Source organism: Saccharopolyspora montiporae, assembly GCF_015209505.1.
GTDB lineage: Bacteria > Actinomycetota > Actinomycetes > Mycobacteriales > Pseudonocardiaceae > Saccharopolyspora > Saccharopolyspora montiporae.
The window spans coordinates 154,627-181,067 of the sequence record NZ_JADEYC010000007.1; the positions used below are offsets into that span (position 1 = coordinate 154,627).

Here is a 26,441-nt window from a genome sequence, read left to right on the forward strand (position 1 = left end):
ATTCCTCGTCACCGCCCGCCGTCCGTCGCGTCGGGTGCCGCTGCCCCCGGTCGCCGGCGGCCGACGCACCAGACCGCGGCGATGGCCGGCGCCACCGCGGCGGCCGCGACGGTGGTGACCGCAGAGGTGGCGGTCTCCAGCGACCAGCGGAGGGTCAGCGCACCGACGATCACGGCCGGGCACCCGGATCCCAGGTAGAAGGCCACGTAGGCGGCGGCGGTGACCCCGGCGCGCTGCGGTGCGGGTGCGACCGCACCGACCGCGGCGGCAGCACCTCCGTAGGTCAGCCCGTGCCCGAGCCCGGCGATCACCGCCGCGGTGAGGGTGAGCAGGACCGAGCCAGCCGCGGTGCCGGCGAGGATCGCGAGGCTGACCAGCAGACCGCCCAGGCCGACCAGCTGCGCCCACCTCTCCCCCGCGCGTGCCACGAGCGGCTGCACCAGCATCGAGCAGATCAGCACCGCACCGAGGATGCTGCCCGGCACCGCGGTCCCGGTCTGCCCGGACCGCGCCAGTAGGGCGGGGATGACTGCGAGGAACAGCCCGGCGACCGTCCAGGCGAGGAAGCCGCTGGCCGCCGCCGCGCTGAACCGGAGCCGCATCCCGCGCGGGATGCGCGGGCGGGCCGGGCGCCAGCGCGGGCCGGAACCGTGCCCGCCCGGGACACGGGTGGCCACGAGGTACCAGCCGAGGGCGAGCAGCCCGAGCACGACCAGGTGCGGCAGAACCCGTGGCCACGGGGCGAATTCGGCCAGCAGGCCACCGGCCACCGGTCCCGCGGCCGTTCCGCCGAGGAAGGCGGCGCTGGCCAGGGCGGCGCGCTGCGCGTAGCTCCCGTTCGCGCGGGTGATCAGTTCGGTCGCCGCGCCGGTGGCCGCGCCCAGGGCGAACCCCTGGGCCGCGCGGCCGGCCAGTAGCCATTCCGGTCCTGACGCCAGGGCGAAGCAGGCCGAGCCGAACGCGGCGGCCAGGACCGCGGCGCGCAGGACCGGTCGTGGACCGAGGGCGTCCGCGGCGGGACCGAGCAGCAGCAGCGCCGGCGCGCTGACCAGTGCGAACATCGCGTAGACGAGCGTCATCGTGAGGTCGCTCATGCCGAGCGCCTGCTGGTAGGCGGGATACAGCGGGCTGGGCAGGTAGGCGCCCGCGGTGAGCACGACCAACAGGTAGGCACCGGTCGGCGCCGCGCCCGGCCGGGGTCGCGGAACCGGTTCGCGGGCAGGAGCGATCGCGCGGGCGGCGGCAATGTCGCGGGCGGGGGGCTGCGTCAGCGTCACGCCTCCGAGCTTGGCCGCGCAGCTGTGTTGACCACAATCAAATGCTTTTCGAGCGGATCATGCAGAATGGTTGCATGATTGACGGCAAGCTGAAGGTCCTGCAGATGGTGGCCCGCTACGGCACGGTCACCGCTGCCGCGCAGGCACTGCACTACACGCCGTCGGCCGTCTCCTACCAGCTGCGTCAGCTGGCCGAGGAGCTCGGCGTCGAACTGGTGCGGCCCGCCGGGCGCGGGATCCAGCTGACGAGCGCGGCCGGGATCGTGCTCCAGCACGCCGATGCGCTGCACGCGCAGGCCGAGCTGCTCTACAGCGAACTGGCCGCGGACGAGGCCGAACCGGCCGGCTCGGTCACGGTGTGCGGGTTCTCCACCGCCGCCACCCACCTGCTGCCGCCCGCGGCGTCGGCGCTGCGCGAGCGCTTCCCGCAGGTGCGGGTGCGGCTCATCGAGGCGGAGCCCGCCCGGTGCTTCGACCTGCTGCTGTCCGGGGAGGCCGATCTGGCCCTGGTGATCAGCACCGCCGACACCCCGCCGACCTCGGACGAGCGCTTCGAGCAGCGGCGCCTGCTCGACGACCCGCTGGACCTGGTGGTGCCCGCCGACCACCCGCTGACCCGGCAGAAACGGGTCACCCTCGCCGATGCGACCGACGAGTCGTGGATCGTCGGGAGCCCGGGAGGCACCTACCACCACCTCGTGCTCAGCGCCTGCACGGCCGCCGGCTTCACACCCGGTATCGAGCATTATGCCGATGAGTGGAACACCGGAACTGCCCTCGTGGCACGAGGTTTCGGTATCATCTTGGTTCCGCGGCTGGCGCAGCTGGACCAGGACCGGACCGTGGCACGCATCCCCCTGCACGGCGAGCCGGCGCCCGCGCGGCGCATCGTGGCCGCGACCCGGCGCGGCCGCAGCACCCATCCCGTCGTCGCCGCGGCGATGTCCACGATCGGCAGCATCGCGGAGGAACTCCTCCCCCGGCCGACCGGCTGAGCCGATCCGGCAGCCAAGACCGGGCGGACCGCCGCGGGACGCGGCATCGTCCGTCCATTTCGGACTTCGGCGGCGTGCACCTGAGCAGCGTGGAGATTCCGCCGCCCTCCCGGGAAACCGGGGCGGTCCACGGTAGGAGATCGCGCGGCATCGGAGCGAACGACGCCACCGGATGAGGTGATCTTGCGTCAGCGCCGCCGCCCGGGGGCCGCTGCGCACCGAACGTGCCGGGGCGACCGCAGAACCGAGAATTCCAGGTCATGGGCGCGAACATCGTTCATATCAGCGCGTTTTCACCCCACCGGGGGCCTTACCCGGGCTGCTAACGTCCGCCGAAGATGATCAATCACGTTCGACCGCGGACGCGGCTTTCCGGAATATTCCGGGACCAGGAGGTGGACACCGCAGTGCTCGACCGCACCACCGCCGCGCAGCCGATCCCGGCATCGCCCGACCCGGAACCATCCGTCCGCCGCCCCGCGCACCGGTTTCCGGACGCGCGGTGACCGGCGGACGCGCTCCGCGTGGTCGAACCGCTTTCGATGGAGGCAATCCTGATGCAGTGCAAGTACGTGCTGTCCGCGCTGTTCGCCGCAGCCGCCGCGGTCGCTGCCGTGCCGACCGGTGCGGCGTTCGCCGCGAGCGGTCACGTGGCGGTGTTCGAGACCGAAGTCCAACCGCTGACGACCTACGAATCGCCGAGCGGTTGCGAGAAGCTCCCGCCCGCCGCGCACGTGCTCACCAACGAGACCGACCGGCCGGTGCGCATCTACGCGGACCCGTTCTGTGTGACCCCGGGGCTGGAAGTCCAGCCCGGGCACGGCTCGCACGTCGCACCGGGCAGCGGGAGCTTCTCGGCGTGACGGATCCGGTGGACGCCGGCAGCACCGCGGACCGGGATCGGTTCGACCTCGCGGTGGTCGGGCTGGGCTACGTCGGTCTCCCGCTCGCTGTCCGGGCCGTCGACGCCGGTCTGCGCACGGTCGGCGTGGACACCTCGGATTCCGTAGTGGACGGGCTGATCCGCGGCCGCTCGCACATCGGCGATGTGGACGACAGCGCGGTGTCGGGCATGCTGGGTGCGGGGTTCACCGCGACGACCGGGACCGCGGTGCTGTCCGCGGCCTCGGTGATCGTGTTGTGCGTGCCCACCGGACTCACCGGCTCGGGGCAGCCGGACCTGTCCGCGGTGCACGCGGCGGTGCGCAGCACCGGGGAGCGGATCCGACCCGGAACGCTCGTGTGCTTGGAATCCACCAGCCACCCGGGCACGACCGAGGACGTCGTGCGACCGATCCTGGAGCGGTGCAGCGGGTTGCGCGTCGGTGAGGACCTGCACCTTGCGTATTCCCCGGAGCGGATCGATCCCGGCAACCCGCAGTTCGGCGTGGCCAACACGCCGAAGGTCGTCGCCGGCTGTACCCCGTTGTGCACCAAGCACGCGACCGCCTTCTACGAGCAGCTCGCCGATCCGATCGTGGCCGCGCGCGGAACGCGGGAGGCCGAAACCGCCAAACTGCTGGAGAACAGCTACCGCTACGTCAACATCGCGCTGGTCAACGAACTCGCGATGTTCTGCGCCGGGGCGGGGATCGACGTCTGGGACGTCCTGTCCTGCGCGGCCAGCAAACCCTTCGGTTTCACCCCGTTCCAGCCCGGACCGGGGGTCGGCGGCCACTGCATCCCGGTGGATCCGCGGTACCTGGAGGTCAGCGCCCGGCAGGTGGGCGTCCCGTTGCGCACGTTGGAGACCGCGCGCGAGGTCAACGAGCGGATGCCGGTGCACGTGGCCGACCAGGCCGCCGCACTGCTGCGCAGCCGGGGGCGGGAGCCGGCCGGATCCCGGGTGCTGCTGCTCGGGGTCACCTACAAGCCGGGGGTGGCCGACATGCGGGAGTCCCCGGCCTTCGCGGTCGCGCGCAGCCTGCTCGCAGCCGGCGCGCACGTCCGCTACCACGATCCGCTCATCGACGAGTTCCACGTCGACGGGCATCCACTGTCCCGTGTGGACGAACCATTCGACACCGAGAACGACCTGCTGGTCCTGCTGCAGGAGCACAGCTGCTACGACCGCGAACGACTCGCCTCCGGCGATCGGCTCGTGCTGGACACGCGCGGTCCCGGAAGTACCCGGCTGCCCGAGCACGGGCCCGGGGAGCAAGGACGTCCGGACGCCTGAACCCGGCGCCCGGAACGGCTCCGCGTGGAACCGGCCCCTCGGCTGCCGCGCGGGGCGGGAGTGCCTACCGGCCTCCGCATTGCACGGTGACGACGAAAGGAAGCAACGATGAGCAACGCCACTGCGACCGAACGGCTGCGCAAGCGCTTCGCCAAGTGGGACGTCGACGGGAGCGGAAGCCTGGAGCAGGCCGACTTCCAGAAGGAGGCCGAGCAGATCGCCCAGGCGTTCGGCAAGAGCCCGAGCGGGAAGGAGGCCGCCGAGCTCAACGATGCCTTCGCCTCGATGTTCCGGCACCTGGCCGAGGACGCCGGGATCGGCGCCGCCGGCTCGCTCACCGAGGACGACTTCGTACGCGTCGCGCAGAAGCTGATGTTCGAGGACGGCGCGGAGTCGTTCAACCGTGTGCTGGGCCCGGTGATGCGCGGCATCGTCGGCCTGTGCGACAAGAACGCCGACGGCCAGATCAACCGGCAGGAGTTCGCCTCCTGGCTCACCGCGGTCGGGGTCGACGACGCGCAGGCCACGGACGCGTTCGACCGGGTGGACACCAACGGCAACGGGGAGCTCACCGTCGATGAGCTGCTCGACGCCGTCCGCCAGTTCCACTTCGGCGAGCTCGACGTCGAGCTGCTGGGCTGATCCGTTCCTGCGGCGGCGGGTGGTGCTGCGGCGCCGCCCGCCGCCGGTGCGTCGCGCGGTCAGCCGCCGGACGGGTTGCTGCGCGGGCGCTGGCTGTCCTGGATGATCTCGATCGGTGTTTCCGGGCGCAGCCCGAGATCCGCGCCGGTCGTGGTGCGGGTGGCGTGCACGAGGATGTTGTAGTGGTTCGGGTAGTGGCACGCGTCGAACCCGAGCACCGTGCCGACCAATACGCCGCCCATCCAGAACAGATCGCCGCGGTCCAGCACACCACCGCAGGTGAATTCGGCGAAACCGAGGAAGCCGACCCGGTCGATGCGGGTACCCGGTTCAGTCTCGCGGTGCTCGGTGGTCACCAGCTCGTGCACGTCGCCGATGCGCACGCACCGGCTGGCGTGCGGTTCCAGCGTCATGCCCCGGTCCGTGCGGCGGTGGCGCAGCACCTTCACCAGCCTGGCCTGCAGGATCCGCTTCGGTCCGTCCTCGTCCGGGTTCATGATGCGCGCTCCTTCCCGGGCACGCGGGTGCCCGCACGTCCGGCGTCCTCGGACGCCACGTCCTCGGAAGTCCCGTCCTGGGAAGCCGCGGCGTAGGCGGCTGCGACGAGCTCCAGCGCGGCGAGCCCGCCGTCCTGGTGACCGCCGTCGATCGCATCCCGGAAGTCCTGCAGGATCCCGCGGTATTCGTGCCACAACGAGGATTTGAACCCGTCGAAGCCGGCCAGCAGGTCGGCTGCGGTGCTGGTCCCGTCGGCGAACCGGAGCCGCACGTCTTTCCGCTCACCCGGGTAGGACCAGTCCAACTGCACCTCGGCGCTGATGCCGGTGGCCGAGTCCAGGTACACCACGGCTTGGCGGTCCGTACCGCGCTCGTCGCGGGTGACCGACGCAGCGCGCACCTGCACCTCGCCGGCGAACATCCGGACCAGGTCGAAGGCGTTCGGGCCGTTGTCGGCCAGACATCCCCCGCCGCAGCGCGCGGGGTCGAGGTACCAGTCCTCCCCACCGGTGTGCTCCTCGATGCGCTCCAGGTAGCGCACCCGCACCTCGTGCACCTCGCCACGCCGGGACGCTTCGCGCAGCAGGGCGCGGACGTGGTCGTTGCTGCGGCGGTGGAACGCCGTGAACAGCACGCCCGATCCGCCCGCCGCGGCGAGGACCCCGCGGGCCTGCTCGGGCGTCAGCGCCAGCGGTTTTTCCACGCACACCGGGATTCCTGCGGTGAGCGCGTCGATGCACACCGGGGCGTGCGCGTCGTTGGGGACGGTGACCACGACCGCGTCCAGGTCCGCTTCCCGCAGCATCCGGCGGTGGTCGCGGTAGCGCGGCACGTCCGCCACCTGCGGGGCGGCGTGGTCCCGCAGGTCGCAGACCGCGCCGAGCCGCCACTGCGGCAGCTCCTCGATCGCGGCCAGGTAGTACCGCGCGATGGCGCCCAGTCCGATGACCCCGATGCGGCGCGATCCGGTGCCCGCCATCAGCGCACGGCCCCGCTGTGCGCGTCGAGGCCGAGCCCGGCGAGTTCCCGGTGCAGCCGGGCGGCCAGCGGAACACCGCTGCGCCGCCGGGCGAGCGCCCGTTCGGCCTCCCACCAGCCCGGGTAGCCGATCGGGGCGCTACCGGTGGGCGGGCAGCCGAGCACGGTGCCGAGCACCTCGTCGGCGGCCGCCGCGAAATCACCGTCCGGACGCAACCGCCCCGGGTCGATGGCCAGCAGGACGGCCCCGATGTCGTCGTCGCGGCCGTGCGGACCACCGTCGCCGTCCAGCGCTTCCCGGGCGGGTCCGCTCGCCGCCCCGGACAAGCCCGCCGCGAGCAGATCCACGGCCAGCCCGAGGCCGAAACCCTTGTGCGCACCGGATTCCGGTACGCCGCCGAGCCAGCGCAGATGCGCCGTGCCCCGGTCGAACGCACCGGGATCGGTCACATCGCCTCCCGCATCGTCCTGCAGCCAGCCGACCGGGATGTGCGCACCGTCGGCAGCGGCCACCCGGACCTTGCCGGTGGGTACGGCCGTCGTGCTCATGTCCAGCACGAACGGGTGCCGGTTGCGTGCCGGGGCCGCGAGGCTCAGCGGGTTGGTGCCCAGCAGCGCCCTGCTCCCGCCCGGTGGTCGCGCGAGCCGCTGGCCGCCGCAGTTGCCGGCGACCAGTCCGATCATCCCGTGTTCGACGGCCCGCAGGGCGTGGAAACCGGCGCAGCCGAAGTGCGTGGCCCCGCGCAGGGCGATCAGTCCGATGCCGTGCGCGCGGGCCCGCGCGGCGGCGTCGTCCATCGCTTCGGCGGCCGCCCAGAGCCCGAGGGCGCTGCGCGCGTCGACCGCGGCGCAGGCGCCGAGATCGGTGGTCACGACCGGATCCGCCGCGGCGTCGATGCGCCCGGAGTCCAGCCCCGGCAGGTAGGTCCGGGTCAGGTTGAACGTGCCGTGCGAGTCGAACCCGCACAGATCGCCGTAGCAGAGCGCTTCCGCGGCGAGCTGGGCCCGATCCGCGGGGACGCCGCGGTCGGTGAACAGACGCGCGGCGAAGTCGCGCAGGCTCGCGTACCCGACCGCGATCTCGTCGCGCTCGCCGGCCGGCAGGGTCATGATGCGGTCTCCTCGGGGACGGGGCGGTGTTCGCGCGCGAACTCGACGAGCAGCCGGGACACCGCCGAGGCGAAGGCGTTGAGCTGGTGCAGGTGCACGTGTTCGCCCGCCGCGTGCGCGTTGTTCGCATCGAGCGATCCCGGGCCCAGCACGATCGTGGCGGCATCGGGCACGCCGTCCATCCAGATCGCGTCGCAGGTGAATCCGGGCTCGTCGGCGGGCCAGGGTTCGATGCCTGCGGCGGCGCACAACCGCGTGGCGAGCGGGTCGGTGCAGTCGAGGCCGGGCAGGCCGCGCTTGATCCAGTCCAGCCGGGTGATGTCGCGCGCGTTGCGCGCGGTGCGGGCGAACTCGCGGCTGGTGCCGAACCGAGTAGCGAACTCGACGAGCGCCTTGTCCAGCTGCTCGGTGAGATCGCGCTCGACCGCGGCACCTTCCGCGGAACCGGTGTAGGAGAGGTTGATGAGCAGCTGCCCGGTCCCGTGCACCCGGTTGTGCGTGTCGCCGGTGCGCAGCCCGGCGATGCACGTGCGCCCGGGCCGGTCCGCGGAGTCCAGCGCGGCGGCCAGCTGCTGGGCGAGGAAACCCAACAGCACGGTCGCGTTGTCCCCGCGGTCGGGGTGGTCGTCGACCGCACCGGCGCCGTCGACGCGGATGCGCGCGGTCGCCGAGGCGGTCACGCGGCGCAGGGCGCGCAGACCGGTGGGTTCGCAGAACACGTTGAGCCGGCCGAACCAACCCTGCTGGACGAGCGGGCGCGTGCCGTAGGTGCCCATCGCACCGCCCTCCTCCCCGGCGACCGCCTGGACCAGGACGCCGACCTCGCCTCCGAGTGCGGGTTCGGTGCGGGCGGCGTGCCGGATTCCGGCCAGGAGCGCCACCGCCGGGCCCTTGGCGTCCACCGCACCGCGGCCGGTGATCCGCCGGCCGTCGAACCCGACCGGTACGGCGCCGTCCACCGTGTCCAGGTGCACGTTGAACATCGCGGTGTTCTCCCGCGGGCACTCCGCGCCGAGCCGCAGCACGAGACTGGGCTGGCCGGACAGGAATCCGGGGTCACCCTCGCCGGCCGCGCGCACCGTGCTCGGGACGGCGCCCGCCGCCAGGCACTCGGCGGGTGGCGCGGCGTGCTGCACCACGTGCAGACCGGCTTCGTGCGCCGCGGTGGCGTAGGTGTGCTGCGCGCCCGGCATCTCGGAGGCGGTGCCGGACTCCAGCGGGCTGACCGTCGGCGTGCGCAACAGGTCCAGCAGCAGCCGCCGGTCCCGGTCGGTGAACACCTCCCGGGTCATCGGGCGGGCTCGGCGGTGGGCACCAGCCGCTGCAGCAGCTGTTCGAGGCTGCGCCCGGCGGTGGTGAACAGGTCCGCAGCGGATTCGCCGGGGTGCAGGCCTTCGTGCGGGCGCACCGCGAGGTGCGGTTCCAGCGACAGCGGACCGTCGTAGCCCGCGGCCAGCAGCTCCTGCAGGCACTCGGCGACCTGCGCGTCGCCGCTCCCGGGAAGCGCGTAGGACGCGGCGCCCGGGCCGCCCGTGGCGTCCTTGACGTGCACGTGCGCGATGTGCGGAAGGATCCGGGGCAGCAGGTCACGCGCGGAGTAGCCGTGCTCGATGCCGTTCCCGGTGTCGAACAGCAGCAGCAGCGCGGAGCGGTCGCCCGCGTCGAGCAGCTGCAGCATCCGCTCCGGGTCGCGCCCGGCCCAGCCCGCGCAGTTCTCGTGCAACAACAGCAGTCCCAGTTCGCGGGCGCGCTGCGCGAGGCGGTGCATCCGGTCCAGGACGCGGTCGCGCCACTCGGGTTCGGCGAGCCCGTCGTTGGGGTAGGACATGATCCGCACCGCGCGGGTACCGAGCACCGAACACCATTCGGCCAGTGCGTCGAGTTCGGCGAGGTCGTCGGCGAACGGGGCGGTGATCGGCCTCGCCCAGTTCCCGATGCGCGAATCCAGCGCCACGACGTTGATTCCGGCTGCGGTGATCGCGCGTCGGGCGCGTGCCGCCTCGGCCGCGGGCAGGTCGGCGAGCGCCCGCCCGCCGAGGCTGCGCAGCTCGATGCCGGACCAGCCGAGATCGGTGATCACGCGGATCTGGCCGGTCAGCGCTCCGGCCGCCTCGTCGGTGATCCCCGCCAGCCGGGGGATGATCGCCTCATCCGGCATGTTCGTGCACCGTCCTTTCCGGGAGTGCGCGCGCCGCACTGCGCCGCTTGGCCTCGGCGATGATGCGCACCACGTCGCTGTGCAGCGCGAAGGTGTCCTGCGCGGGTTCTGCGCCCAATGTCCGGTAGGTGCGGACGAGGAACGAGGTCAGCGCGTCGTCGCGGAGGACCCGGGCGTCTGCGCCCGCGGTCAGCAGCTGCGCGTGGTCGTCGTGCTCGCTGATCGGGTAATGGCCCAGCACCCGTCCGCCGGTGAAGGTGAGCTCGACGCTGCGCCGCTGCACGGGTGAGGTCAGGTCGGAGCGGATGCGCGTCGTGGCTCCGCCGAGGTGCCGCAGCTCCAGGTCCGCCGCGCCCAGGCCGGGCAGCGTCCGGTCCGCCAGGTGCATATCGGTGCACCGGGCGTCGGCGACCTCGGCAGGACCGGCCAGGTCCAGCGCCACGCCCACCGAGTGCGGTACCTCCACGTCGAAGGCCGTGGGGTGTCCGGTCGTGGCCGCTGATCGGCGGAAGCGCGGTTTGTCCTGCTGGAAGGTCATGCCCACCAGCGCACCGTGCTCCTGCCCGGCGACCAGAGCGCGCAACCGGGCGGTCAGCGCCGATTCCAGCCAGTGCGCGACCACGGCGATCCGCAGTCCGCGCCGCCCGCGCAGCAGGCCGATTCGGCTGTTCTCCTCGTCGTCGGCGGCCAGCGGCTTTTCCACGATGAGCTTGTCGAAGCCGAGGTCGGCGAGTTCGGTCAGCAGCCGCAGGCGCTGCCCCGGGGGCGTGCACACGTGCACGACGGTGCGTTCCGGGGGCACGATGCGGGCCGCGGCGGCCGGTGTGTCGACGACGGCGGCGTCGGTCCGGCGGGGGCGTTGCCGCACCGCCCGGTCGCAGGCGATCGGCGGCCCGGCGTGGAACAGCTCGGGCGCGGCGGCGCGCGCTTTCGCGAGCACCGGCAGGTGCAGTCCCGCACCGGCGCGACCGAGCCCGATCACCAGGCTGTGCAGCATCGTCCACCGTTCTTCGGGTCGACTGGGGAAGAGCGCCGCACACAGGATCCACATCGGACTGTTTCGATCGGATTTCCCGCATGCCAGCTCTTTTCGCGCGCACCGGGACTCCATGGACCTCGATGCCACGTTCGCCGAGGCTACTCCCGCGCGATCGGCGCGCTGAAAGCGGGGGTGTGCGAACGAATTCTCCGATCACCGGAAAGAGTGATAATTCGGAACGAGCTTTCGACCGGGATGCGGACTCGGCTAGCTTCGCGGCGAAGATCATTCCGGCCGCCCGGCAACGGGCCGGCGCACACCCGAGCACCCGATCCTCCAGGAGCGTGGTCGTCGTGGGCAACGACGCGGAAGCCGCTGGTGCGGGAGGGGTTTCCCGGACCGCGGACCCGGTCGCCGAGTCCGACCGCGTGCCGTTCTTCTCCCAAGCGCGCACCTTCGAACGGCTCTGGCCGGTCATCTCCGCGAAGGTCGGCGAGGTCTTCGACAACGGGAAGTTCTCGCACGGTCGCCAGGTCGCCGAACTCGAACAACGGCTGGCCGAGTACACCGGCGCGCGCCACGTCATCGGGGTCAACAGCGGCACCGACGCGCTCGTCCTCCTGCTGCGCGCCCTGGGGATCGAACCCGGCGACGAGGTCGTCGTCCCCGCCTACTCGTTCGTGTCCACCGCCACCTCGGTCGTGCTCGCCGGCGGCACCCCGGTGTTCGCCGATATCGACCCGGACCGCTACGCGCTCGATCCGGACGAGCTGGCCCGGGTCAGCGGCCCACGCACCCGGTTCGCGATGCCCGCGCACCTGTTCTCCGCGATGGCCGACATGTCGGCCCTGGCGCAGCAGGCCAACCGGCTCGGGATCACTCTGCTGGAGGACAGCGCCGAGGCCATCGGGATGCGGCAGTGCGGCGTGCACGCGGGCCTGCACGGGGCAGGCGGTGTGCTGTCCTTTTTCCCGAGCAAGACGCTCGGCGCGATCGGGGATGCCGGCGCCGTGCTCACCGACGATCCCGCGGTGGCCGACCTGGTCGCCGGGCTGCGCCACCACGGACGGTTCGGCCGCACGCTCGACCACTTCCCCGGCATCTCCACCGAGACGGCCGCCTGCGGCACCAACAGCAAGATGGACGACGTGCAGGCCGCTGTCCTGCTGGCCAAGCTCACCGCCCTGGACGCCGACATCCGGCGGCGGGCCGAGCTCGCCGCGCAGTACCGGGACCGCCTCGCCGAGGCTCCCGGCATCCTGCGGCTGCCGGAACCGCCCGCCGCCGACGACGCCGGGGGCCGGGTGTTCTACGTCTACCTCATCGAAGTGGAGTACCGCGACGAACTCGTCGCCCACCTGCACCAGTGCGGGATCGGGACCGAGACCTATTACCCCGTGCCGCTGCACCGGCAACCGTGCTTCGCCGATGGCGGGCACGCGCGCGGTTCCTTCCCGCACGCCGAAGCGGCGGCCGAGCACGCCGTGGCACTGCCCCTGTACCCCGATCTCGACGAGTCCGATGTGGACCGCGTGTGCGATGCGGTGTGGGATTTCCGCCTCGGGAGGTTGTCCGCGTGAGTATCGAGCTCCCGTTCTTCCCGCCGGACCTCTTCGAGCAGGACCGCAAGGTCTTCCTGGACATCGTCCGCGAGATCGGCACCGGGCCGGAGCAGAAGTTCATCCTCGGCGAGCAGACCCGCAGGTTCGAGGATGCCCTGCGCGAGGAGCTCGGCGCCGCCGACGTCATCGCCTGCGGCAGCGGCACCGCCGCGCTCGGGCTCGTGCTGCGCGGTATGGGCGTCGGTCGCGGGGACGAGGTCGTCGTGCCCGCGTTCGGGTGCGCTCCCCTGGCTTCGGCGGTGCTGGGCGTCGGGGCCGCACCGGTGTTCGCCGATATCGACCCACACCGGATGACCGCCGACCCGGACGAGGTCGAACGAAGCATCACGGGGCGCACCAAAGCCCTCCTCCCGGCGCACATGTTCTCGGTGATGGCCGACATGCCGCGGTTCGCCGAGATCGCCCGCCGCCGCGGGGTGCGCCTGGTGGAGGATTCGGCCGTCGCCCAGGGCGCCGAGCGCCACGGCGTCCCGGCCGGACTGTGGGGCGAAGCGGGCGTGTACTCGTTCGTGCAGGTCAAATCGTTCGGCATGCCCGGTGAGGGTGGTGCCGTGGTGACCCGGGACGCGGAACTGGGCCGCCGGGTGCGGATGCTGCGCAACCACGGGCAGTCCCGCCGGTTCGTGCACGAGGTGATCGGCACCAACAGCCGCTTCGACGAGATCCAGGCCGCCTTCCAGCTGCACCGGCTCCCCGGTTTCGCCGACCGGTTGCGCCGCCGCGCCGAGATCGCCGAGCACTACACGCGCCGGTTCGCCCCGCTGGCCGACCGCGGCATCGTCCCGCCACCGGACGACGGCGACGGGCGCTGCTACTACGTGTACTGCCTGCAGGTCCAGGACCGCGACGGCTTGCAGGAACACCTCGCCGACCGCGGCATCGGATCGCACGTGTACTACCCGCAACCACTGCCCCATCAAGCGGCGTTCGCCCCGCACGCCGCGGCGTCCTGCTGGCCCAACGCCGAGCGCGCGTGCGAGCGGATCCTCGCGCTGCCGATCTACCCGCACCTCGCCGACCACGACGTGGACCGCATCACCGAAGCCGTGCTGGAGTTCGCCGGCCCGGCGCACCAGGACCGACCGGAAAGCCCCCTGCCATGACCCTGCGCACCACCACCGGAACCGAACCGCGAACACCGCGCCCGGAGAGCACGGCCCGCAGCTTCGCCCGGTTGGGCAAGCTCGACGTCTACGACTACTACCTGAGCATCCTCGTGGCCGCCGCGGCCGTGCTCGTCCCGATCTCGGCGGCACAGCAGGGAACCGCGCCGATGCTCGTGCTGTTCCTGCTCGGCGAGATCGCCACCATCGTGGCCCTGGTCGCCTTCGACGACGTCACCGGCTTCCGGGACGGCAGCGACACGGCCAACTACGGCCCGAACGATCCGCTGCGCAAGAAGCTGCGCAAACCCCTGGTCGCCGGCACGCTCACCGAACGCCAAGCGCTGCGGTTCGGCTGGATCACCGCGGGTGCCGGCGCCGTGCTGTGGACGGCGGCGGTCGCGATCGCCCCGCACCGGCCGACCTGGGCGGTGGTGCTGGTGGCGGCGACCTACGCGATCGCGCTGCAGTACTCCTACGGGCTCAAGCTCAGCTACCGCGGCCTGCAGGAGGCGTTCCTGGTGGCGCTGGGCACGGTACTCGTGCTCGCGCCCTTCGCGCTGTCCACCGGCCAGTTCTCCGGGTTCGTGCTCGTCCAGGCACTGCTGTTCGGCAACGGCGTGCTGATGTTCGGGGTGTACTCCAACACCAACGACGTCGACGGGGACCGCGCCGTCGACCGGCCGACGGTCGCCGCGCTGACCTCCGAACGCGGCAACGCGCTGTTCATCGGCGCCCTGAGCCTGGCCGAGTTCCTGCTCGGTGCGGCCGCCTCGGTGACCGGGATCGCGCCGTGGTGGTTCGTCCTGCTCATGCTGCCCGCCACCGCGCTGCGGACCACGCAGTACTACCTCGGGTTCCGGCGCGGCGACATCATGCGCGCCCGCAAGCTCGGCTTCCGCGTGCACCGCACCAGCGTGGCACTGCTCATCGCCGCCAACCTCCTGGTCGCGGGCGGAGCCTGATGCCGGATCTGGACGTGGCGGTGGTCGGTGCGGGCATGGCCGGGCTGACCGCGGCCGACGAACTGGCCCGCAGCGGCCTGTCCGTCCGGGTCTTCGAAACCGGCGAGCAGGTCGGCGGGCGCATGGCCGGCTTCCGGCACCGCGGGTACACGGTGGACACCGGCGCGGAGCAGATCTCGCCGAGCGGCTACCGGGCGACGTGGGAACTGCTGGCACGCCTGGGTTTCCGCGACCGCGACGTGCCGCGGTTGGGCGGACGGATCTCGGTCTGGCGCGGACGCCGTGCCCGACCCGGTGTCGCCGAGGCGCGGGGGATGCTCACCGGTGCCGGACTCGGGCTGCGCGGCAGGGCCGATCTGGCCCGCTTCCAGGCATGGGCGCGACGGCACCGCCACCTCTTCGACGGCGATCACCCGGAGACCAGCCCGCTGGGCACGACCACCCTCGCCGAGCTCGGTGGCCGTTACCACCGCGACCTGCACGACTACCTGCTCCAGCCGGTCGCCGGGACGTTCTTCGGCTGGGACCCGCAGCGTTCGGCGGCCGCGCCCATGGTGAGCCTGCTGCTCGACGTCGGCGATGCGAGCCGCTGGCGCACCTACCGCGGCGGGATGGACACCGCGGCCCGGATGCTGGCCGCGCGGCTCGACGTGCGCACCGGGCAGACCGTCCGACAGGTCGTGTCCGGTACCGGATCGGCGCAGCTGCTCACCGATGCGGGCGCGGTCAGCGCTCGGGCGGTCCTGCTCTGCGTGCCCGCCCCGGTGGCCGCCCGCCTGCACGCCAACCCGACCGAGCAAGAGGCCCGATACCTGGCGGCGGCCACGTTCCACCCCGCCGTCAAGGTCAGCTGCCTGCTGCACCGCCCGCTCGCCCCGCGCGGCGGGAAGTCCACCTACGTGCTGCTCACGCCAGCGGTGGCCGACGGCGCGCTGTCCGCCATCATCTTCGACCACCGCAAGCACCCCGATCGGGCGCCCGCCGGCGCCGGGCTGCTCACGCTCATGCCCGCGCGGGCCGCCACCGCCTCGATGCTGGACCGGGCCGATTCGGACGTCGCCGGCACGCTCACCGCCGCGGCCGAGCGCTACCTGCCCGGGCTGGCCGGCGCGACGTGGCGGACCTTCGTGCACCGGTTCCCGCACGGGCTCCCGGAAGCGACCCCGGCGGTGCTGCGCCAGCGAGCCGGGTTCGCCGCGCGCCCGACCGGACCGGTCGACTTCGCCGGGGACTGGGTGCTGCAGCGCCCGTCCAGCGAGGCTGCGGTGCGGTCCGGCGCGTTGGCCGCGTCGCGGACGCGCGCCCACCTGTCCTCCCGCGCCGCCGTGCCGGTGCGGGTCCGATGACCGATGCGCAGGAAAGGATTCGGGTGAAACCGCACGACATGGGGGTGCTCTTCGACGAGTGCGCCGAACGCGGACGCGGTCCTACCGTGTACCTGGACCGCCCGTTCGACCTCGCCCCCGGGGCGGGAACCCGGTACGACCCGGCCGAGCTGGCCGCACTGGTGCAGCAGGCGGCCGGGTGGCTGGCGGCGGCCGGTGCCGGTCCCGGACAGCGCGTCGCGATCGTCAAAGACAACCACTGGGACTACGACCTGCTGGCGTGCGCGGCGGTGCGCGTGGGCGCCGTCCCGGCCCAGCTGTCCGCGCACCTGGCGCCGGGATCGCTGGAAGTGCTGCTCAAACGGCTCGACCCGGCGGTACTGGTGACGACCTCCGCGCTGCTGACCACCGCGGGCGAATCCGGGGTGGACCTCAGCTCGTTCGCCGGAACCACCGTGTCGCTGGACGGCCCGGCCACCGGCGCGATCGGCCTGCACGAGGTGCTCGGCCGGTCCGCCCCCGCCCCGCATCGACGCGATCCGGACGCCCCGCTGATCATCAACCACACCTCGGGCACCACGGGCGCGCCCAAGCTCGTCGTGCACTCCACGCGGACCCTGGTGCGCGGGCTGGCGCGGTTCGAATCCCGCCGGTTGCCGCTGATCGGCGTGCGCGGGGACGACGTCGTGGCCAACGCCAGCGCCTACCCGCACGGCCGCACGTTCTGCTGGACGGCGGTGGTGCTGAGCATGGCGCCGCACGAGGTGCTGATCCTCAGTGACCACGACCCCGACCGGGCCGATCCGCTGCTGCGTGCGCACCCGCCGACGATCGTGGAAGCGCTGCCCTCGACCTTCGTGCGCTTCCAGCCGCTGGCGCGGCAGTTGGACAACCCGTTCCGCCGCACGCGGTTGTTCATCAGCACGTACGACGCGATGCACCCACCGACGATCCGCACCTTCCTGGACGCCTCGACGCGCCGCTTCCCGGTGTGGATGCAGGGCTGGGGCCAGACCGAGACGGGACCGCTGACGTTCCGGTTCCACACCCGCGGTTCGCTGGCCGCCGATCGCGGTGTCCGCCCGACGACGCGCGATCTGGGCCGTCCGGTTCCGGGCAAGACCCGGTTGCGCGTCGTGGATCCGGAGACCTTCGAGCCGGTGCGGGGCGGCCGGCCCGGTCTCGTGCTGGCGCGCACCGGCGCGTGCTGCCAGGACTACGTCGGCGAGACCGAGCGCTGGCAGCGCAAGCGCAGCGCAGGTTGGTGGAACACCGGGGACATCGCGGTACGCACCCGCACCGGCCGGGTGCTGCTGCTGGACCGGGAGGTCGACCACGGCCCGGAGCTGAGCTGCCTGCAGACCGAGGACCTGCTCGAAGACCGGCTCGGCGAGGCCCAGGAATGCGTGGTGCTCGCCCGGCCCGGGGCTGATCCGCTGCCGGTCGTGGTCACCGCGGACGGGCACTTGCCGCGCGCGTCCTGGCGGGCCGCGGCGCGCGGGCTCCCGTCGATGGCCGCGCCCATTGCGCTGACCTGGGCGGAGGTGCCGCGCACCGGGACCGGGAAGGTGCGCAGGCACGCCCTGCTGGAGCAGCTCACCGGTCGCGGCGAGACCTGCGGCTCCGGGGAGTGGACGTGAACACCGCTGCGGATTACGCGTTCGCCCGGGACGGCGGCGCCGCCGCACGCCGGCATGCGCTGCTGGCGGAGGCCTACGATCCCGTGACGCTGGACCGGTTGGCCGAGACCGGGGTCGGCTCGGGCTGGCAGTGCCTGGAGGTCGGTGCCGGGGCGGGCACCGTGTCGGTGTGGCTGGCGGAGCGCGTGGCCCCGTCCGGCGAGGTGCTGGCCACCGATGTGCGGCGGCCGGTGCTGCCGCGGATGCCCGGGTTGCGCGGGCAGGTGCACGATGCGGTCACCGATCCGCTCCCGGAGGCGGCGTTCGACCTGGTGGTCGCTCGCCTGGTGCTGCGCCACCTGCCGCAGCGCGCCCAGGTGCTGGACGGGCTGGTGCGGGCGCTCAAACCCGGCGGGTGGCTGCAGATCGACGAGTTCGACACCAGTTACGAACCACCGCTGCTCGTCGACGACGCCGCGGATCGGCGGGTGTTCGAGTCGTTCCTGGCGGCCAAGGACATCGCGATGCGCGCCCGCGGCGTGGATCCGTCCTTCGGGCGGCACGCTGCCGGCGCGATGCGCGATGCGGGACTGGTCGAGGTCGATCCGCGTCCGCGCGTGCAGCTGCGCCATCCCGGTTCGGCCGATCTGGCGCTGCTGGCCGAGAACGTCACCGACATGCGGGATTCGCTGCGGGAAGCGGGCATGTCCGAACACGAGCTCGACCGGGTGCGCGACCTGTTCGCCGCGCCGGGATTCCGCGCGTGTTCGAGCCTGCTGTACTCGGTGCACGGCCGGAAGGCAGCGCGGTGACCGGGATCGCCGCTCCGCAGCAGGCTGCGGTCAGCGCCGAGGTGGCGGGGCAACTGCTGCGGCTCGCGGGTTGCCACCCACCGGAGGTCGAGGTGCAGGTGGACCGCGCCGGTCCGCTGCGCGTGGATCCGACCGAGGAGACCGCGGTGCAAGCCGCCTGCGGGATCATGCACGTGCACGGGCGGGCCGCGGGGCACCCGGTGCCGCTGGGCGTGGACTACGCCTCGGCCACAGCCGGTGTGCTGGCCGCGCAGGGCGCAGTGGCCGCCGCGTTCGCGCGCGCCCGCGGGGCGCAGATCTCGGCGGTGCGCACCTCGGCAGTGCAGGCCGCGCTGCTGTCCGTGCAGCAGTACGTCGCGGTCGCCGCGGCAGGCGGGATCGAGCCCGCCGCGGCGCCCACCGGACGCCGACCGCCGTTCACCTCTCGCGACGGCGTGCGGTTCGAGGTGGAGACACTGGATGCCGAGGTCTGGCAGCGTTTTTGGCAGTTCCTGGGCGCTGCGCACCCGGAGATCAGCGGTGGTTGGTGGCCGTTCCAGCAGCGCTTCGCCACCGCGCGCTGCGACCTGCCGGTCCGGCTGCACGAGGTCACCGCGGATGCCGACTACGCCGGTGTCCGCGCGGCCGCCGAGCGGTCCGGGATGAGCGTGCTCGCGGTCCGCGCGGAACCCGAAGCACCCGCGGAACTCCCGGCTTTCGCGCTGACCCCGCTGGGCGGGGGCTCACCCGGCGTTCCGCAGGCCACGGGACCGCTACCGCTGGAGGGCGTGACCGTGGTGGAGTCCACCCGCCGGGTGCAAGGGCCGCTGGTCGGGCACGTGCTGCGGCTGCTGGGCGCCGACGTGCTGCGCGCGGAACCCCCGGGGGGCGATCCGCTGCGCGGTGTACCGCCGCTCGTCGGTGACTGCTCGGCGCGTTACCTGGCGCTCAACCGCGGCAAGCGGGTCGTGGAACTCGACATCAAGTCCGCTCGCGGCCGCGACGAGCTGCGTGGTCTCCTCTCGGGCGCGGACGTGTTCGTGCACAACTGGGCGCCGGGCAAGGCCGCGGAGCTGGGGTTGGACGCGGGAACGCTGGTGCGGGACCGCCCGGGGCTGTGCTATGCGGAGGCGTCCGGGTGGGGCACGGCGCTGGGTCCGCGACCGCCGGTGGGCACGGACTTCCTCGTGCAGGCGCACAGCGGGCTGGCGGCTGCACTGCGCCCCGGCCGGGCAGAACCGTCGCTGATGACGTTGACCGATGTGCTGGGCGGGCTGGTGTGCGCGCAGGGCGTGCTCGCCGGGCTGCTGCACCGGGTGCGCACCGGTCGCGGTTGCCGGGTGGCATCGTCGCTGTTGTCCGCATCCGGCGTCCTGCCGCGCGGGCACAGCCCGCGCCAGGTGCTGCGCGCTGCGGACGGGTACGTGGCGGTCAGCGGGCCCGCGTCCGGCGCGTTCAGCGATGTGCTGCGCACCGGCAGTGCGGATGCGTCGACGGCGAGCTGGGTGCAGCGGTTCGCCGCCGCCGGGCTCGCAGCGACCACCGTGCAGGAGGACCTGCGCGCGCTGGCGGCTGACCCCGCCGCGCAGGAACCGGCTCGACCGTGGGAGTTCCGATGAGCCGTACGTGGACCTCGCGCGCCGGGGTGTCCATCACCGACCTGGTGCCCGCGTCGCTGCGCCGGGAGTGGGTGCGCCGCGGCGACTGCCCGGACCGGGATGTGTACACCGCGTTCCGCGAACGGGTCCGCGCGCACGGCACGCGCGAGGCGGTGCGCGACGACGAGCGGAGCCTGGACTACACCGCACTGGACCGCGAAGTGCGCCGGGTCGCGGGCGCGCTGGCCGAGCACGGCGTCGGCGAGCTCGACATCGTCGGTATCCGGATGCCCAACGGGTGGCGGCACGTGGTGGCCGAGCTGGCGGTGGCCGCGCTCGGTGCGGTGGCGCTGGTGTACCCGCCGGGCCCGGGTCGACGGGACACGGCGGCGCTGCTGGGCCGTTCCCGCGCCCGCGCGGCCGTGTTCGGTGCCGCGGCCGATGCCGACCGCACCGGCGATCTACCGCACCTGTCCGCGGCGTTCACCTTCGGCGCGGGCGAACTCGGTGCACGTTCGCTGGACGCCGCCGACCCGCAGCGGGAGGTGCCCGCGGTCGCGGTGGATCCGGAGGCCCCGGCACGGATCCTGGTCACCTCGGGGTCGCAGGCCGAGCCGAAGATGGTCGCCTACGCGCACAACGCGGTGCTCGGCGGTCGCGCGAACTACGTGCGGGCGCTGCAGCGGGAATGCGATCCGATGCGGGCCGCGATGCTCATGCCGCTGGGGTCCTCGTACGGCTCGTGCGCGACGTTCGTCGCGATCGCCGCGCTCGGCTCGACGGTGCTGTTGCAGCCGCGGTTCGATCCGGCTGCGGCGCTGCGCCTGGTGGAGAGCGCCGGTGCGACGCATCTGTTCGGCGTGCCGACGATGCTGCGCCGACTGGCCGAGCACCCGCGGGCCGCTGCCGAGGACCTGTCCGGGCTGCGGGCGGTGGTGTCGAGTTCGGCGCCGCTGTCCGAGGTGACCGCGCGGGCCTGCGGCGACCGCCTCGGGGCGGAGGTGATCAGCGTGTACGGTTCCACGGACGGGATGAACTGCCACACGGCCGCCACCGGTCTCGGCGCCGGGACGGGTGCGCCGGACCCGTCGGTGGCCGAGATCGGCATCGCCGATGAGCGCGGTACGTGGCTGCCCGCGGACGAGCCCGGCGAGGTACTGGCACGAGGCCCGATGACGCCGCTGAGCTACGTGGCCGCACCGGACCTCGACGAGCGCTACCGCACGCCTGCGGGCTGGGTGCGCTCCGGGGACCGGGGCGTGCTGGACGCGCGCGGGCGCCTGCACGTGCTGGGCAGGCTGGAGCAGGTCGTGGTCCGCGGCGGGTACACGATCAGCCCGGCCGAGGTCGAGCGGGAGATCACCGCCCACCCGGAGGTCGTCGACGTGGTCTGCGTCGGCGTGCCCGATGACGATCTCGGCGAGCGGATGTGCGCCTGCATCAGCCTCGCCGCGGGCAGCAGCGGGCTGGAACTCGGTGCGTTGACCGGGTTCCTGGAGCGCGAGCGCGGGCTGGAACGCCGCAAGCTGCCCGAACTGCTGCTGGTGCTGGCGGAGCTCCCGCAGGCACCGACCGGCAAGGTCTGCAGGCGCACCACGCAAGCGCTGGCCACCGAGCAGTGCCGTCCACCCCTCGCGGAGGAGATCCGATGACGACCGTGCCCACCCGTCCCGACCTGACCCGCGACACCCCGGAGCCGTTCACCGCGCTCAACCAGCTCGCGCACGACACGCACGCGGCGGCGCGGAACGCGGGGCTGGCGGCCGAACTGCTGGAGCTCATCCAGCTGCGAGCTTCGCAGCTCAACGGGTGCGGATTCTGCACCGCGCTGCACACCCGGAGCGCCCGCGAGCTCGGCCAGTCGTCGGAACGGATCGAGGCGCTGCCGGACTGGCGCGACTCTGCGGCGTTCACCGGCGAGGAGCAGGCCGCGCTGCAGCTGGCCGAAGCGGTCACGGTGCTGCCGTCCGGTCAGGTGCCGGACGAGGATTTCCGCGTCGCGGCCGAGCACTTCGATTCGGCGCAGCTCGCGCACTTGGTGTGGGCGGTGAGCATCGTCAACGCCTTCAACCGGCTGGCCATCGCCACCGCCGCCGACCGGTAGCGTTTCCGGGCGGACACTGATCCGTCGGCGGGTTCAGGGCTCCGTCGGGGCGGCCTCGTCGTCGGTCATCGATCGATTCCCAACCGTGCGGGAGCGGGTACGGGACCGCCGTCCACCTGCAGGAGGACGTCCGGTGCCGCGGCGGGCCGTCAGCTGCGTTCGTCGGTGACCAGGGAGCGCACGGCCGGGACGACCTCGTCGGCGAAAACGCGGATCTGGTCCGGGTCGTCGCCGTCGGTGCCGAAGACGAACGTGTCCATGCCGTACTCCAGGACGAGTTCGGTGAGCTGGTCGATCCACTGCCGGACCGGACCGTGCAGGAAACCCCGCGAGGCACCACCGGTGATCGTGCCGAACACGTTGTAGATCCGCTGGATGTCGGCGGGGTCGCGGCCGCCCTCGATCGCTGCCCGGTCGATGCGGGCGTGCTTGTCCGCGAGCTCGTTCGGCGGTACGTAGCCGGACGACGGTACCCAGCCGTCCGCGCTGCGCCCCACCTCGCCGAGCAGCCGCGGACCGAGCACGCCGAGCCACAGACCGATCGGATGCGCCGGTTCCGGACCCGGTTGGGCGCCGTGCACCCGGTAGTGCTCGCCGTCGACGCGCACCGGGCCGCTCCCCGACCACATCGCGCGGATGATCCGGATCGCCTCGATGAGCGCGGCGGCCGCCTGACCCGGGGTGCGCGCGGGCCCGCCCATGGCGGTGATGGCCGTCCAGAACGCACCTGCGCCCAGCCCGAGCTCGACCCGTCCGCCGGAGAGCCGATCCAAGCTCGCCGCCGCTTGCGCCAGCACCGCGGGCGGGCGCAGCGGGAGGCTGGCCACGTCCGGGAACACGTGCACATGTTCGGTGCGGGCGAGCAGGGTCGCGATGAGCGACCACGCGTCGAGGAACCGCTTCTGGTACGGGTGGTCCTGCACGCCGATGAGGTCCAGCCGGTGCGCATCGGCGACCTCGGCCACGTGCAGCGCGCGGTCCACGGCCCCGGCGTCCGGGGTGAGGAACACCCCGAACTGCAGCGCGCGCCCGTAGTCACCCATCTCGGCCTCCTCGCCGCAGCCGGGCCGATTCTTGCACCGCGCGGCCCGCATCACCGGGCGTTCCAGGGGGTTCCCAGCCGGCGGGACGGTCTGTCGTACGACCTGGGCAAACTCTACTATCCCCATGAACTTACTGGTGATCACGACCGGGCGCGTGCCGCGCCGCGAGGGATGTGCGAGAGATGAGCGTGACCCTGCACTGGTTCCTGCCCAGCCACGGTGACGGACGGTCGGTGGTCGACCGGCCGCACGCGGCGCCGACCGGGGCGGACACCCCGCGCGAGCCGGACATCGACTACCTCGCCCAAGTCGCCCAGGCGGCCGAGCACCTCGGGTTCACCGGGCTGCTCACCCCGACCGGCACGTGGTGTCAGGACGCCTGGGTGAGCACCGCGGCGCTGCTGGGCCGCACGCAGCGGATCAAGTTCCTCGTCGCGTTCCGGCCGGGCACGCTGACCCCGACGCTGGCCGCGCAGATGGCCACGACCTACCAGAAGGTCTCCGGTGGGCGGCTGCTGCTCAACATCGTCACCGGCGGTGATTCGGTCGAGCAGCGCCGGTTCGGCGACTGGCTCGACCACGACCAGCGCTACGCGCGCACCGACGAGTTCCTCGCGGTGATGCGCGCCGTGTGGTCCGGGCAGCGGACGGACTTCGACGGCGAGCACTACGCGCTGCGCGACGCGGCCGGTTTCGACACGCCTTCCCCCGCTCCACCGCTGTACTTCGGCGGATCCTCGGAGGCCGCGCTACCCGTCGCCGCGCGGCGGGCCGATGTGCACCTGACCTGGGGCGAACCGCCGGCGCAGGTCGCGGCCAAGGTGGCGCGGCTGCGCGAGCTCGCCGCGCACGAGGGCCGGACGCTGCGGTTCGGCATCCGCGCGCACGTCATCACCCGGGATACCTCCGAGCAGGCGTGGAGCGTGGCGCAGGGATTCCTGGAGCAGATGGATCCCGCCGAGGTCGCCGCGTCGCAGGCGAAGCTGGCCACCTCGGAGTCCGCCGGCCAGCGCGCGATCACCGAGCTGCACCGCGGGCAGCTGCCCAGCAGTGCGCGCGAGCTGGAGGTGCACCCCGGGCTGTGGGCCGGTGTCGGCCTGCTGCGCGGCGGTGCGGGCACGGCGTTCGTCGGCAGCCACGCCGAGGTGGCCGATCTGGTCGAGGAGTACCACCGGGCGGGTATCGAGGAGTTCGTGCTGTCCGGCTACCCGCACCTCGAAGAGTCCTACTGGGTGGGCGAAGGGCTGCGCCCGGAGCTGAACCGGCGGGGTGTGCTGGCCGGCGGGAGCGAGGCGCCGGCGGCCCGGCCCGCCGCGCGGCCGGTTCCGGCGTCGTGACCGGCGCGGCGGAGGCGAGGAGGCGGCGACGATGACCGTGCACGTGCTCTCCTTGCTGCTGCTGGCGCTGATGTTCGTGGTCGGCTCACTGTGGTCGGTCAACCTGGGCATCCTCGCGCTGGTGGCGGCGTTCCTGGTCGGCTCCGGGTTCGGCGGGCTGGACGCCGACGCCGTGCTGTCCGGCTTCCCGAGCGATCTGTTCGTGCTGCTGGTGGGCGTGACGTACCTGTTCGGCATCGCGCAGCGCAACGGCACGCTGAACCGGGTCGTCGAGGCCGGGATGCGGCTCGCTGGCGGTCGGCGTGCGGCGATCCCCTGGTTGATGTTCGTGCTCACCGCGTTCGTGGCGGCCGCGGGCGCGCTCAGCTCGGCAGCGGTGGCGATCGTGGCGCCGCTGGCGATGCGCATCGCCGAGCAGCACCGGCTCAACCCGCTGCTGCTGGGCCTGATGGTGGTGCAGGGCGCGACCGCGGGGTCGTTCTCCCCGCTGAGCCCGTTCGGCGCGATCACCTCCGATCTGCTGCGCGCGACCTCGCTGCCGGCCGACCCGGGCGGGTTGTTCCGGAACTCGTTCCTGTTCAACCTCGCGCTGGCCTGCGTCGTGTTCTGCGTGTTCGGCGGATTGCGCCTGCTGCGGGCGGTCGTGCCGGCCGAGCGGGCGGTGGCCGTGGGGGCGGGCGCGGGCGCGTCCGGCGGCGGGCACCCGGGCGACGGGGATCCCGACACCGCGGCACCGGGCGGCGGGGACGGCGCGGAGCGCGGGCGGTTGACCACCGAGCAGCTGCTCACCCTGCTCGGGATCGTCTCGTTGATCGCGGGGGCGGCGGTGTTTCGGCTGGACGTGGGGTTCACCGCGCTGACGATCGGCCTGCTGCTGACCGCGTTCGGCCCGGACCGCTACGCGGAGACGGTCAAGGATCTGCCGTGGTCGGCGGTGCTGCTGGTGTGCGGGGTGCTCACCTACGTCGGCGTGCTGGAGGAGATCGGCACCATCGACGTCCTCGGCGAGCTGATCACCGTGGGCGGCAGTCCGCTGCTCTCGGCGCTGGCCGCGTCCTACATCGGCGGGTTCATCTCGGCGTTCGCCTCGACCGCCGGGGTGCTCGGCGCGTCGATCCCGCTGACGGTTCCGCTGCTGGAGGCCGGGCTGCTGCCGGTGACCGGCACGATCACCGCGGTGGCCATCGCGTCCAGCGTGGTCGATGTCAGTCCACTGTCGACGAACGGTGCGCTGCTGGTGGCCAATCAGCGCAGCATGGCGCCCAAGCTGTTCTTCCGCAGGCTGCTGCTGTGGTCGGTGCCGGTGATCGTCCTGGCGCCGGTGCTGGCGTGGCTGGTATTCGTCGTGCTCTGAGCACGAGCCGGGCTCAGGCGCCCGCGGCGCGCAGCGCGCGTGCCGAGCCGGCGCGCAACCGGTCCCAGTCACCGCGCCAGCCCAGCACGTGCAGGGCGAGATCGCTGATGCGCCCGGGTTGCCGGTCGGCACCGAGCCCGTCGGAGCGCAGGTTCGGCAGCGTCTCGGTCAGCCGGAACACGACATCGGCCGCCGGGTCCGGGACGTAGTCCTCGGCGCGGGGCGCGGGCAGCGCGGCCAGCACGCGGGCGCTCAGCTCGCGGTAGGTCAGCCGCAGCGCGGTGCGGCCGCTGCGGAACTCGGCGAACCGTTCGGTGCGCACCTCCGGGAGCAGGCACAGCACGCCCACGTTCCACGGACTGGTCCACAGTTGGGTGCAGTCGGCCGAGCACAGGGCGTGCAGGTGCACCTCGGGCGCCAGGTCGAGCGCGCGCAGCGCCTCGTGGCACTCCAGCGGGCGCTGCACGGTGTCGTTGAGCAGTTCGGCCAGGATCGCGTCCTTGGTCGGGAAGTAGTAGTACAGCGACGCCTGGCGCATTCCGACGGATTCGGCGATCCGGCGGGTCGAGGTGGCCGCGTAGCCGTGCTGGGTGAACAGTTCGGCGGCGGCCTGGAGAATCTCCTCCGGGGCGGTCAGGTCGGTCCGGGAGCGGTCGGTGTGCCGCGGTCTCCCCCTGGAAGCGGCGTTCATCGGGATCATCGTGCCAGCCGGACCCGGTGCGGCGCGGCGAGTTCGCAGAGCACGGGACGAGGGACGGATCACT

The 26,441-nt window shown here is 73.0% G+C and carries 24 protein-coding genes; 15 read left to right on the forward strand and 9 right to left on the reverse strand.

Going from position 1 to position 26,441, the window contains the following annotated elements; translation table 11 throughout:
- Positions 1-8 precede the first annotated feature (8 nt).
- Complete coding sequence (locus tag IQ251_RS04400) at positions 9-1,277, reverse strand: MFS transporter (protein WP_370591197.1); 1,269 nt, start codon at positions 1,275-1,277, stop codon at positions 9-11.
- 74 nt (positions 1,278-1,351) lie between these two features.
- Here IQ251_RS04400 and IQ251_RS04405 point away from each other — a divergent pair, with 74 nt between their 5' ends.
- From IQ251_RS04405 to IQ251_RS04420, 4 genes are all read left to right on the forward strand, one after another.
- Positions 1,352-2,272, forward strand: a complete 921-nt coding sequence (locus IQ251_RS04405) for a LysR family transcriptional regulator (protein ID WP_193927129.1) — start codon at positions 1,352-1,354, stop codon at positions 2,270-2,272.
- A 557-nt stretch (positions 2,273-2,829) separates the two neighbouring features.
- Positions 2,830-3,135 carry a hypothetical protein gene (locus IQ251_RS04410; RefSeq protein ID WP_193927130.1) on the forward strand — a complete coding sequence of 102 codons (306 nt, stop codon included), beginning with the start codon at positions 2,830-2,832 and terminating at the stop codon, positions 3,133-3,135.
- A complete protein-coding gene (locus IQ251_RS04415) occupies positions 3,132-4,451 on the forward strand; it encodes a nucleotide sugar dehydrogenase (protein ID WP_370591198.1) in 1,320 nt (439 codons plus the stop codon). Before IQ251_RS04410 ends, IQ251_RS04415 begins: the two co-directional genes overlap by 4 nt.
- Before the next feature lie 108 nt (positions 4,452-4,559).
- Positions 4,560-5,093 (forward strand): EF-hand domain-containing protein, encoded by a 534-nt coding sequence (locus tag IQ251_RS04420; RefSeq protein WP_193927131.1) that lies wholly within the window; start codon positions 4,560-4,562, stop codon positions 5,091-5,093.
- 59 nt (positions 5,094-5,152) lie between these two features.
- Here IQ251_RS04420 and IQ251_RS04425 read toward each other — a convergent pair whose 3' ends face one another.
- Genes IQ251_RS04425 through IQ251_RS04450 form a run of 6 tightly spaced genes read right to left on the reverse strand, consistent with a single transcriptional unit; the run spans position 5,153 to position 10,834 of the window.
- Positions 5,153-5,590: a DUF6917 domain-containing protein gene (locus tag IQ251_RS04425; RefSeq protein WP_193927132.1), complete on the reverse strand. Its 438-nt coding sequence runs from the start codon at positions 5,588-5,590 to the stop codon at positions 5,153-5,155.
- On the reverse strand, positions 5,587-6,570 hold the full coding sequence (locus IQ251_RS04430) for a Gfo/Idh/MocA family protein (RefSeq protein WP_193927133.1): 984 nt from the start codon (positions 6,568-6,570) through the stop codon (positions 5,587-5,589). Before IQ251_RS04430 ends, IQ251_RS04425 begins: the two co-directional genes overlap by 4 nt.
- Positions 6,570-7,679, reverse strand: a complete 1,110-nt coding sequence (locus tag IQ251_RS04435) for an Ldh family oxidoreductase (protein WP_193927134.1) — start codon at positions 7,677-7,679, stop codon at positions 6,570-6,572. Before IQ251_RS04435 ends, IQ251_RS04430 begins: the two co-directional genes overlap by 1 nt.
- Positions 7,676-8,971: a M20/M25/M40 family metallo-hydrolase gene (locus tag IQ251_RS04440; RefSeq protein WP_193927135.1), complete on the reverse strand. Its 1,296-nt coding sequence runs from the start codon at positions 8,969-8,971 to the stop codon at positions 7,676-7,678. The genes IQ251_RS04435 and IQ251_RS04440 overlap by 4 nt, the downstream gene beginning before the upstream one ends.
- Entirely contained in the window at positions 8,968-9,837 is an 870-nt protein-coding gene (locus IQ251_RS04445) for a sugar phosphate isomerase/epimerase family protein (protein ID WP_193927136.1), read from the reverse strand. The genes IQ251_RS04440 and IQ251_RS04445 overlap by 4 nt, the downstream gene beginning before the upstream one ends.
- Positions 9,827-10,834: a Gfo/Idh/MocA family oxidoreductase gene (locus IQ251_RS04450; protein ID WP_193927137.1), complete on the reverse strand. Its 1,008-nt coding sequence runs from the start codon at positions 10,832-10,834 to the stop codon at positions 9,827-9,829. The genes IQ251_RS04445 and IQ251_RS04450 overlap by 11 nt, the downstream gene beginning before the upstream one ends.
- A gap of 335 nt (positions 10,835-11,169) precedes the next feature.
- Between IQ251_RS04450 and IQ251_RS04455 the strand changes: the two genes are divergently transcribed.
- Genes IQ251_RS04455 through IQ251_RS04495 form a run of 9 tightly spaced genes read left to right on the forward strand, consistent with a single transcriptional unit; the run spans position 11,170 to position 21,943 of the window.
- Positions 11,170-12,396 carry a DegT/DnrJ/EryC1/StrS family aminotransferase gene (locus IQ251_RS04455; protein WP_370591199.1) on the forward strand — a complete coding sequence of 409 codons (1,227 nt, stop codon included), beginning with the start codon at positions 11,170-11,172 and terminating at the stop codon, positions 12,394-12,396.
- A complete protein-coding gene (locus IQ251_RS04460; RefSeq protein WP_370591200.1) occupies positions 12,393-13,541 on the forward strand; it encodes a DegT/DnrJ/EryC1/StrS family aminotransferase in 1,149 nt (382 codons plus the stop codon). Before IQ251_RS04455 ends, IQ251_RS04460 begins: the two co-directional genes overlap by 4 nt.
- The gene (locus IQ251_RS04465) at positions 13,538-14,506 is read left to right on the forward strand and encodes a UbiA family prenyltransferase (protein WP_193927139.1); all 969 of its coding nucleotides are present in this window, start codon (positions 13,538-13,540) and stop codon (positions 14,504-14,506) included. The genes IQ251_RS04460 and IQ251_RS04465 overlap by 4 nt, the downstream gene beginning before the upstream one ends.
- Positions 14,506-15,852 (forward strand): protoporphyrinogen/coproporphyrinogen oxidase, encoded by a 1,347-nt coding sequence (locus IQ251_RS04470; RefSeq protein WP_370591201.1) that lies wholly within the window; start codon positions 14,506-14,508, stop codon positions 15,850-15,852. The genes IQ251_RS04465 and IQ251_RS04470 overlap by 1 nt, the downstream gene beginning before the upstream one ends.
- A 38-nt stretch (positions 15,853-15,890) precedes the next feature.
- Positions 15,891-17,471, forward strand: coding sequence for a class I adenylate-forming enzyme family protein (locus tag IQ251_RS04475; protein WP_193927289.1), 1,581 nt, complete (start codon positions 15,891-15,893; stop codon positions 17,469-17,471).
- Positions 17,468-18,262, forward strand: coding sequence for a methyltransferase (locus IQ251_RS04480; RefSeq protein ID WP_370591203.1), 795 nt, complete (start codon positions 17,468-17,470; stop codon positions 18,260-18,262). Before IQ251_RS04475 ends, IQ251_RS04480 begins: the two co-directional genes overlap by 4 nt.
- Positions 18,214-19,860 (forward strand): CoA transferase, encoded by a 1,647-nt coding sequence (locus IQ251_RS04485; RefSeq protein WP_370591204.1) that lies wholly within the window; start codon positions 18,214-18,216, stop codon positions 19,858-19,860. The genes IQ251_RS04480 and IQ251_RS04485 overlap by 49 nt, the downstream gene beginning before the upstream one ends.
- Positions 19,857-21,491, forward strand: coding sequence for a class I adenylate-forming enzyme family protein (locus IQ251_RS04490; protein WP_193927141.1), 1,635 nt, complete (start codon positions 19,857-19,859; stop codon positions 21,489-21,491). Before IQ251_RS04485 ends, IQ251_RS04490 begins: the two co-directional genes overlap by 4 nt.
- Positions 21,488-21,943: a carboxymuconolactone decarboxylase family protein gene (locus IQ251_RS04495; RefSeq protein WP_193927142.1), complete on the forward strand. Its 456-nt coding sequence runs from the start codon at positions 21,488-21,490 to the stop codon at positions 21,941-21,943. Before IQ251_RS04490 ends, IQ251_RS04495 begins: the two co-directional genes overlap by 4 nt.
- Before the next feature lie 149 nt (positions 21,944-22,092).
- On the opposite strand, the gene IQ251_RS04500 is transcribed toward IQ251_RS04495, so the two are convergent.
- Positions 22,093-22,986 (reverse strand): LLM class flavin-dependent oxidoreductase, encoded by an 894-nt coding sequence (locus IQ251_RS04500; RefSeq protein WP_193927143.1) that lies wholly within the window; start codon positions 22,984-22,986, stop codon positions 22,093-22,095.
- Positions 22,987-23,168: 182 nt separating this feature from the next.
- On the opposite strand from IQ251_RS04500, the gene IQ251_RS04505 reads away from it, so the two are divergent.
- Both IQ251_RS04505 and IQ251_RS04510 read left to right on the forward strand, forming a co-directional pair.
- Positions 23,169-24,323 (forward strand): LLM class flavin-dependent oxidoreductase, encoded by a 1,155-nt coding sequence (locus IQ251_RS04505; RefSeq protein WP_193927144.1) that lies wholly within the window; start codon positions 23,169-23,171, stop codon positions 24,321-24,323.
- A gap of 31 nt (positions 24,324-24,354) precedes the next feature.
- Complete coding sequence (locus IQ251_RS04510; RefSeq protein WP_193927145.1) at positions 24,355-25,677, forward strand: SLC13 family permease; 1,323 nt, start codon at positions 24,355-24,357, stop codon at positions 25,675-25,677.
- Positions 25,678-25,690: 13 nt separating this feature from the next.
- On the opposite strand, the gene IQ251_RS04515 is transcribed toward IQ251_RS04510, so the two are convergent.
- A complete protein-coding gene (locus IQ251_RS04515) occupies positions 25,691-26,368 on the reverse strand; it encodes a TetR/AcrR family transcriptional regulator (protein WP_193927146.1) in 678 nt (225 codons plus the stop codon).
- Positions 26,369-26,441: the final 73 nt, after the last annotated feature.

Coding starts and splice junctions, on each gene's coding strand:
- IQ251_RS04405 (WP_193927129.1), top strand. CDS start 1,352: ATGATTGACGGCAAGCTGAAGGTCCTGCAGATGGTGGCCCGCTACGGC.
- IQ251_RS04440 (WP_193927135.1), bottom strand. CDS start 8,971: ATGACCCGGGAGGTGTTCACCGACCGGGACCGGCGGCTGCTGCTGGAC.
- IQ251_RS04505 (WP_193927144.1), top strand. CDS start 23,169: ATGAGCGTGACCCTGCACTGGTTCCTGCCCAGCCACGGTGACGGACGG.
- IQ251_RS04445 (WP_193927136.1), bottom strand. CDS start 9,837: ATGCCGGATGAGGCGATCATCCCCCGGCTGGCGGGGATCACCGACGAG.
- IQ251_RS04450 (WP_193927137.1), bottom strand. CDS start 10,834: ATGCTGCACAGCCTGGTGATCGGGCTCGGTCGCGCCGGTGCGGGACTG.
- IQ251_RS04425 (WP_193927132.1), bottom strand. CDS start 5,590: ATGAACCCGGACGAGGACGGACCGAAGCGGATCCTGCAGGCCAGGCTG.
- IQ251_RS04420 (WP_193927131.1), top strand. CDS start 4,560: ATGAGCAACGCCACTGCGACCGAACGGCTGCGCAAGCGCTTCGCCAAG.
- IQ251_RS04490 (WP_193927141.1), top strand. CDS start 19,857: ATGAGCCGTACGTGGACCTCGCGCGCCGGGGTGTCCATCACCGACCTG.
- IQ251_RS04495 (WP_193927142.1), top strand. CDS start 21,488: ATGACGACCGTGCCCACCCGTCCCGACCTGACCCGCGACACCCCGGAG.
- IQ251_RS04430 (WP_193927133.1), bottom strand. CDS start 6,570: ATGGCGGGCACCGGATCGCGCCGCATCGGGGTCATCGGACTGGGCGCC.
- IQ251_RS04510 (WP_193927145.1), top strand. CDS start 24,355: ATGACCGTGCACGTGCTCTCCTTGCTGCTGCTGGCGCTGATGTTCGTG.
- IQ251_RS04500 (WP_193927143.1), bottom strand. CDS start 22,986: ATGGGTGACTACGGGCGCGCGCTGCAGTTCGGGGTGTTCCTCACCCCG.
- IQ251_RS04410 (WP_193927130.1), top strand. CDS start 2,830: ATGCAGTGCAAGTACGTGCTGTCCGCGCTGTTCGCCGCAGCCGCCGCG.
- IQ251_RS04470 (WP_370591201.1), top strand. CDS start 14,506: ATGCCGGATCTGGACGTGGCGGTGGTCGGTGCGGGCATGGCCGGGCTG.
- IQ251_RS04475 (WP_193927289.1), top strand. CDS start 15,891: ATGGGGGTGCTCTTCGACGAGTGCGCCGAACGCGGACGCGGTCCTACC.
- IQ251_RS04515 (WP_193927146.1), bottom strand. CDS start 26,368: ATGAACGCCGCTTCCAGGGGGAGACCGCGGCACACCGACCGCTCCCGG.
- IQ251_RS04435 (WP_193927134.1), bottom strand. CDS start 7,679: ATGACCCTGCCGGCCGGCGAGCGCGACGAGATCGCGGTCGGGTACGCG.
- IQ251_RS04465 (WP_193927139.1), top strand. CDS start 13,538: ATGACCCTGCGCACCACCACCGGAACCGAACCGCGAACACCGCGCCCG.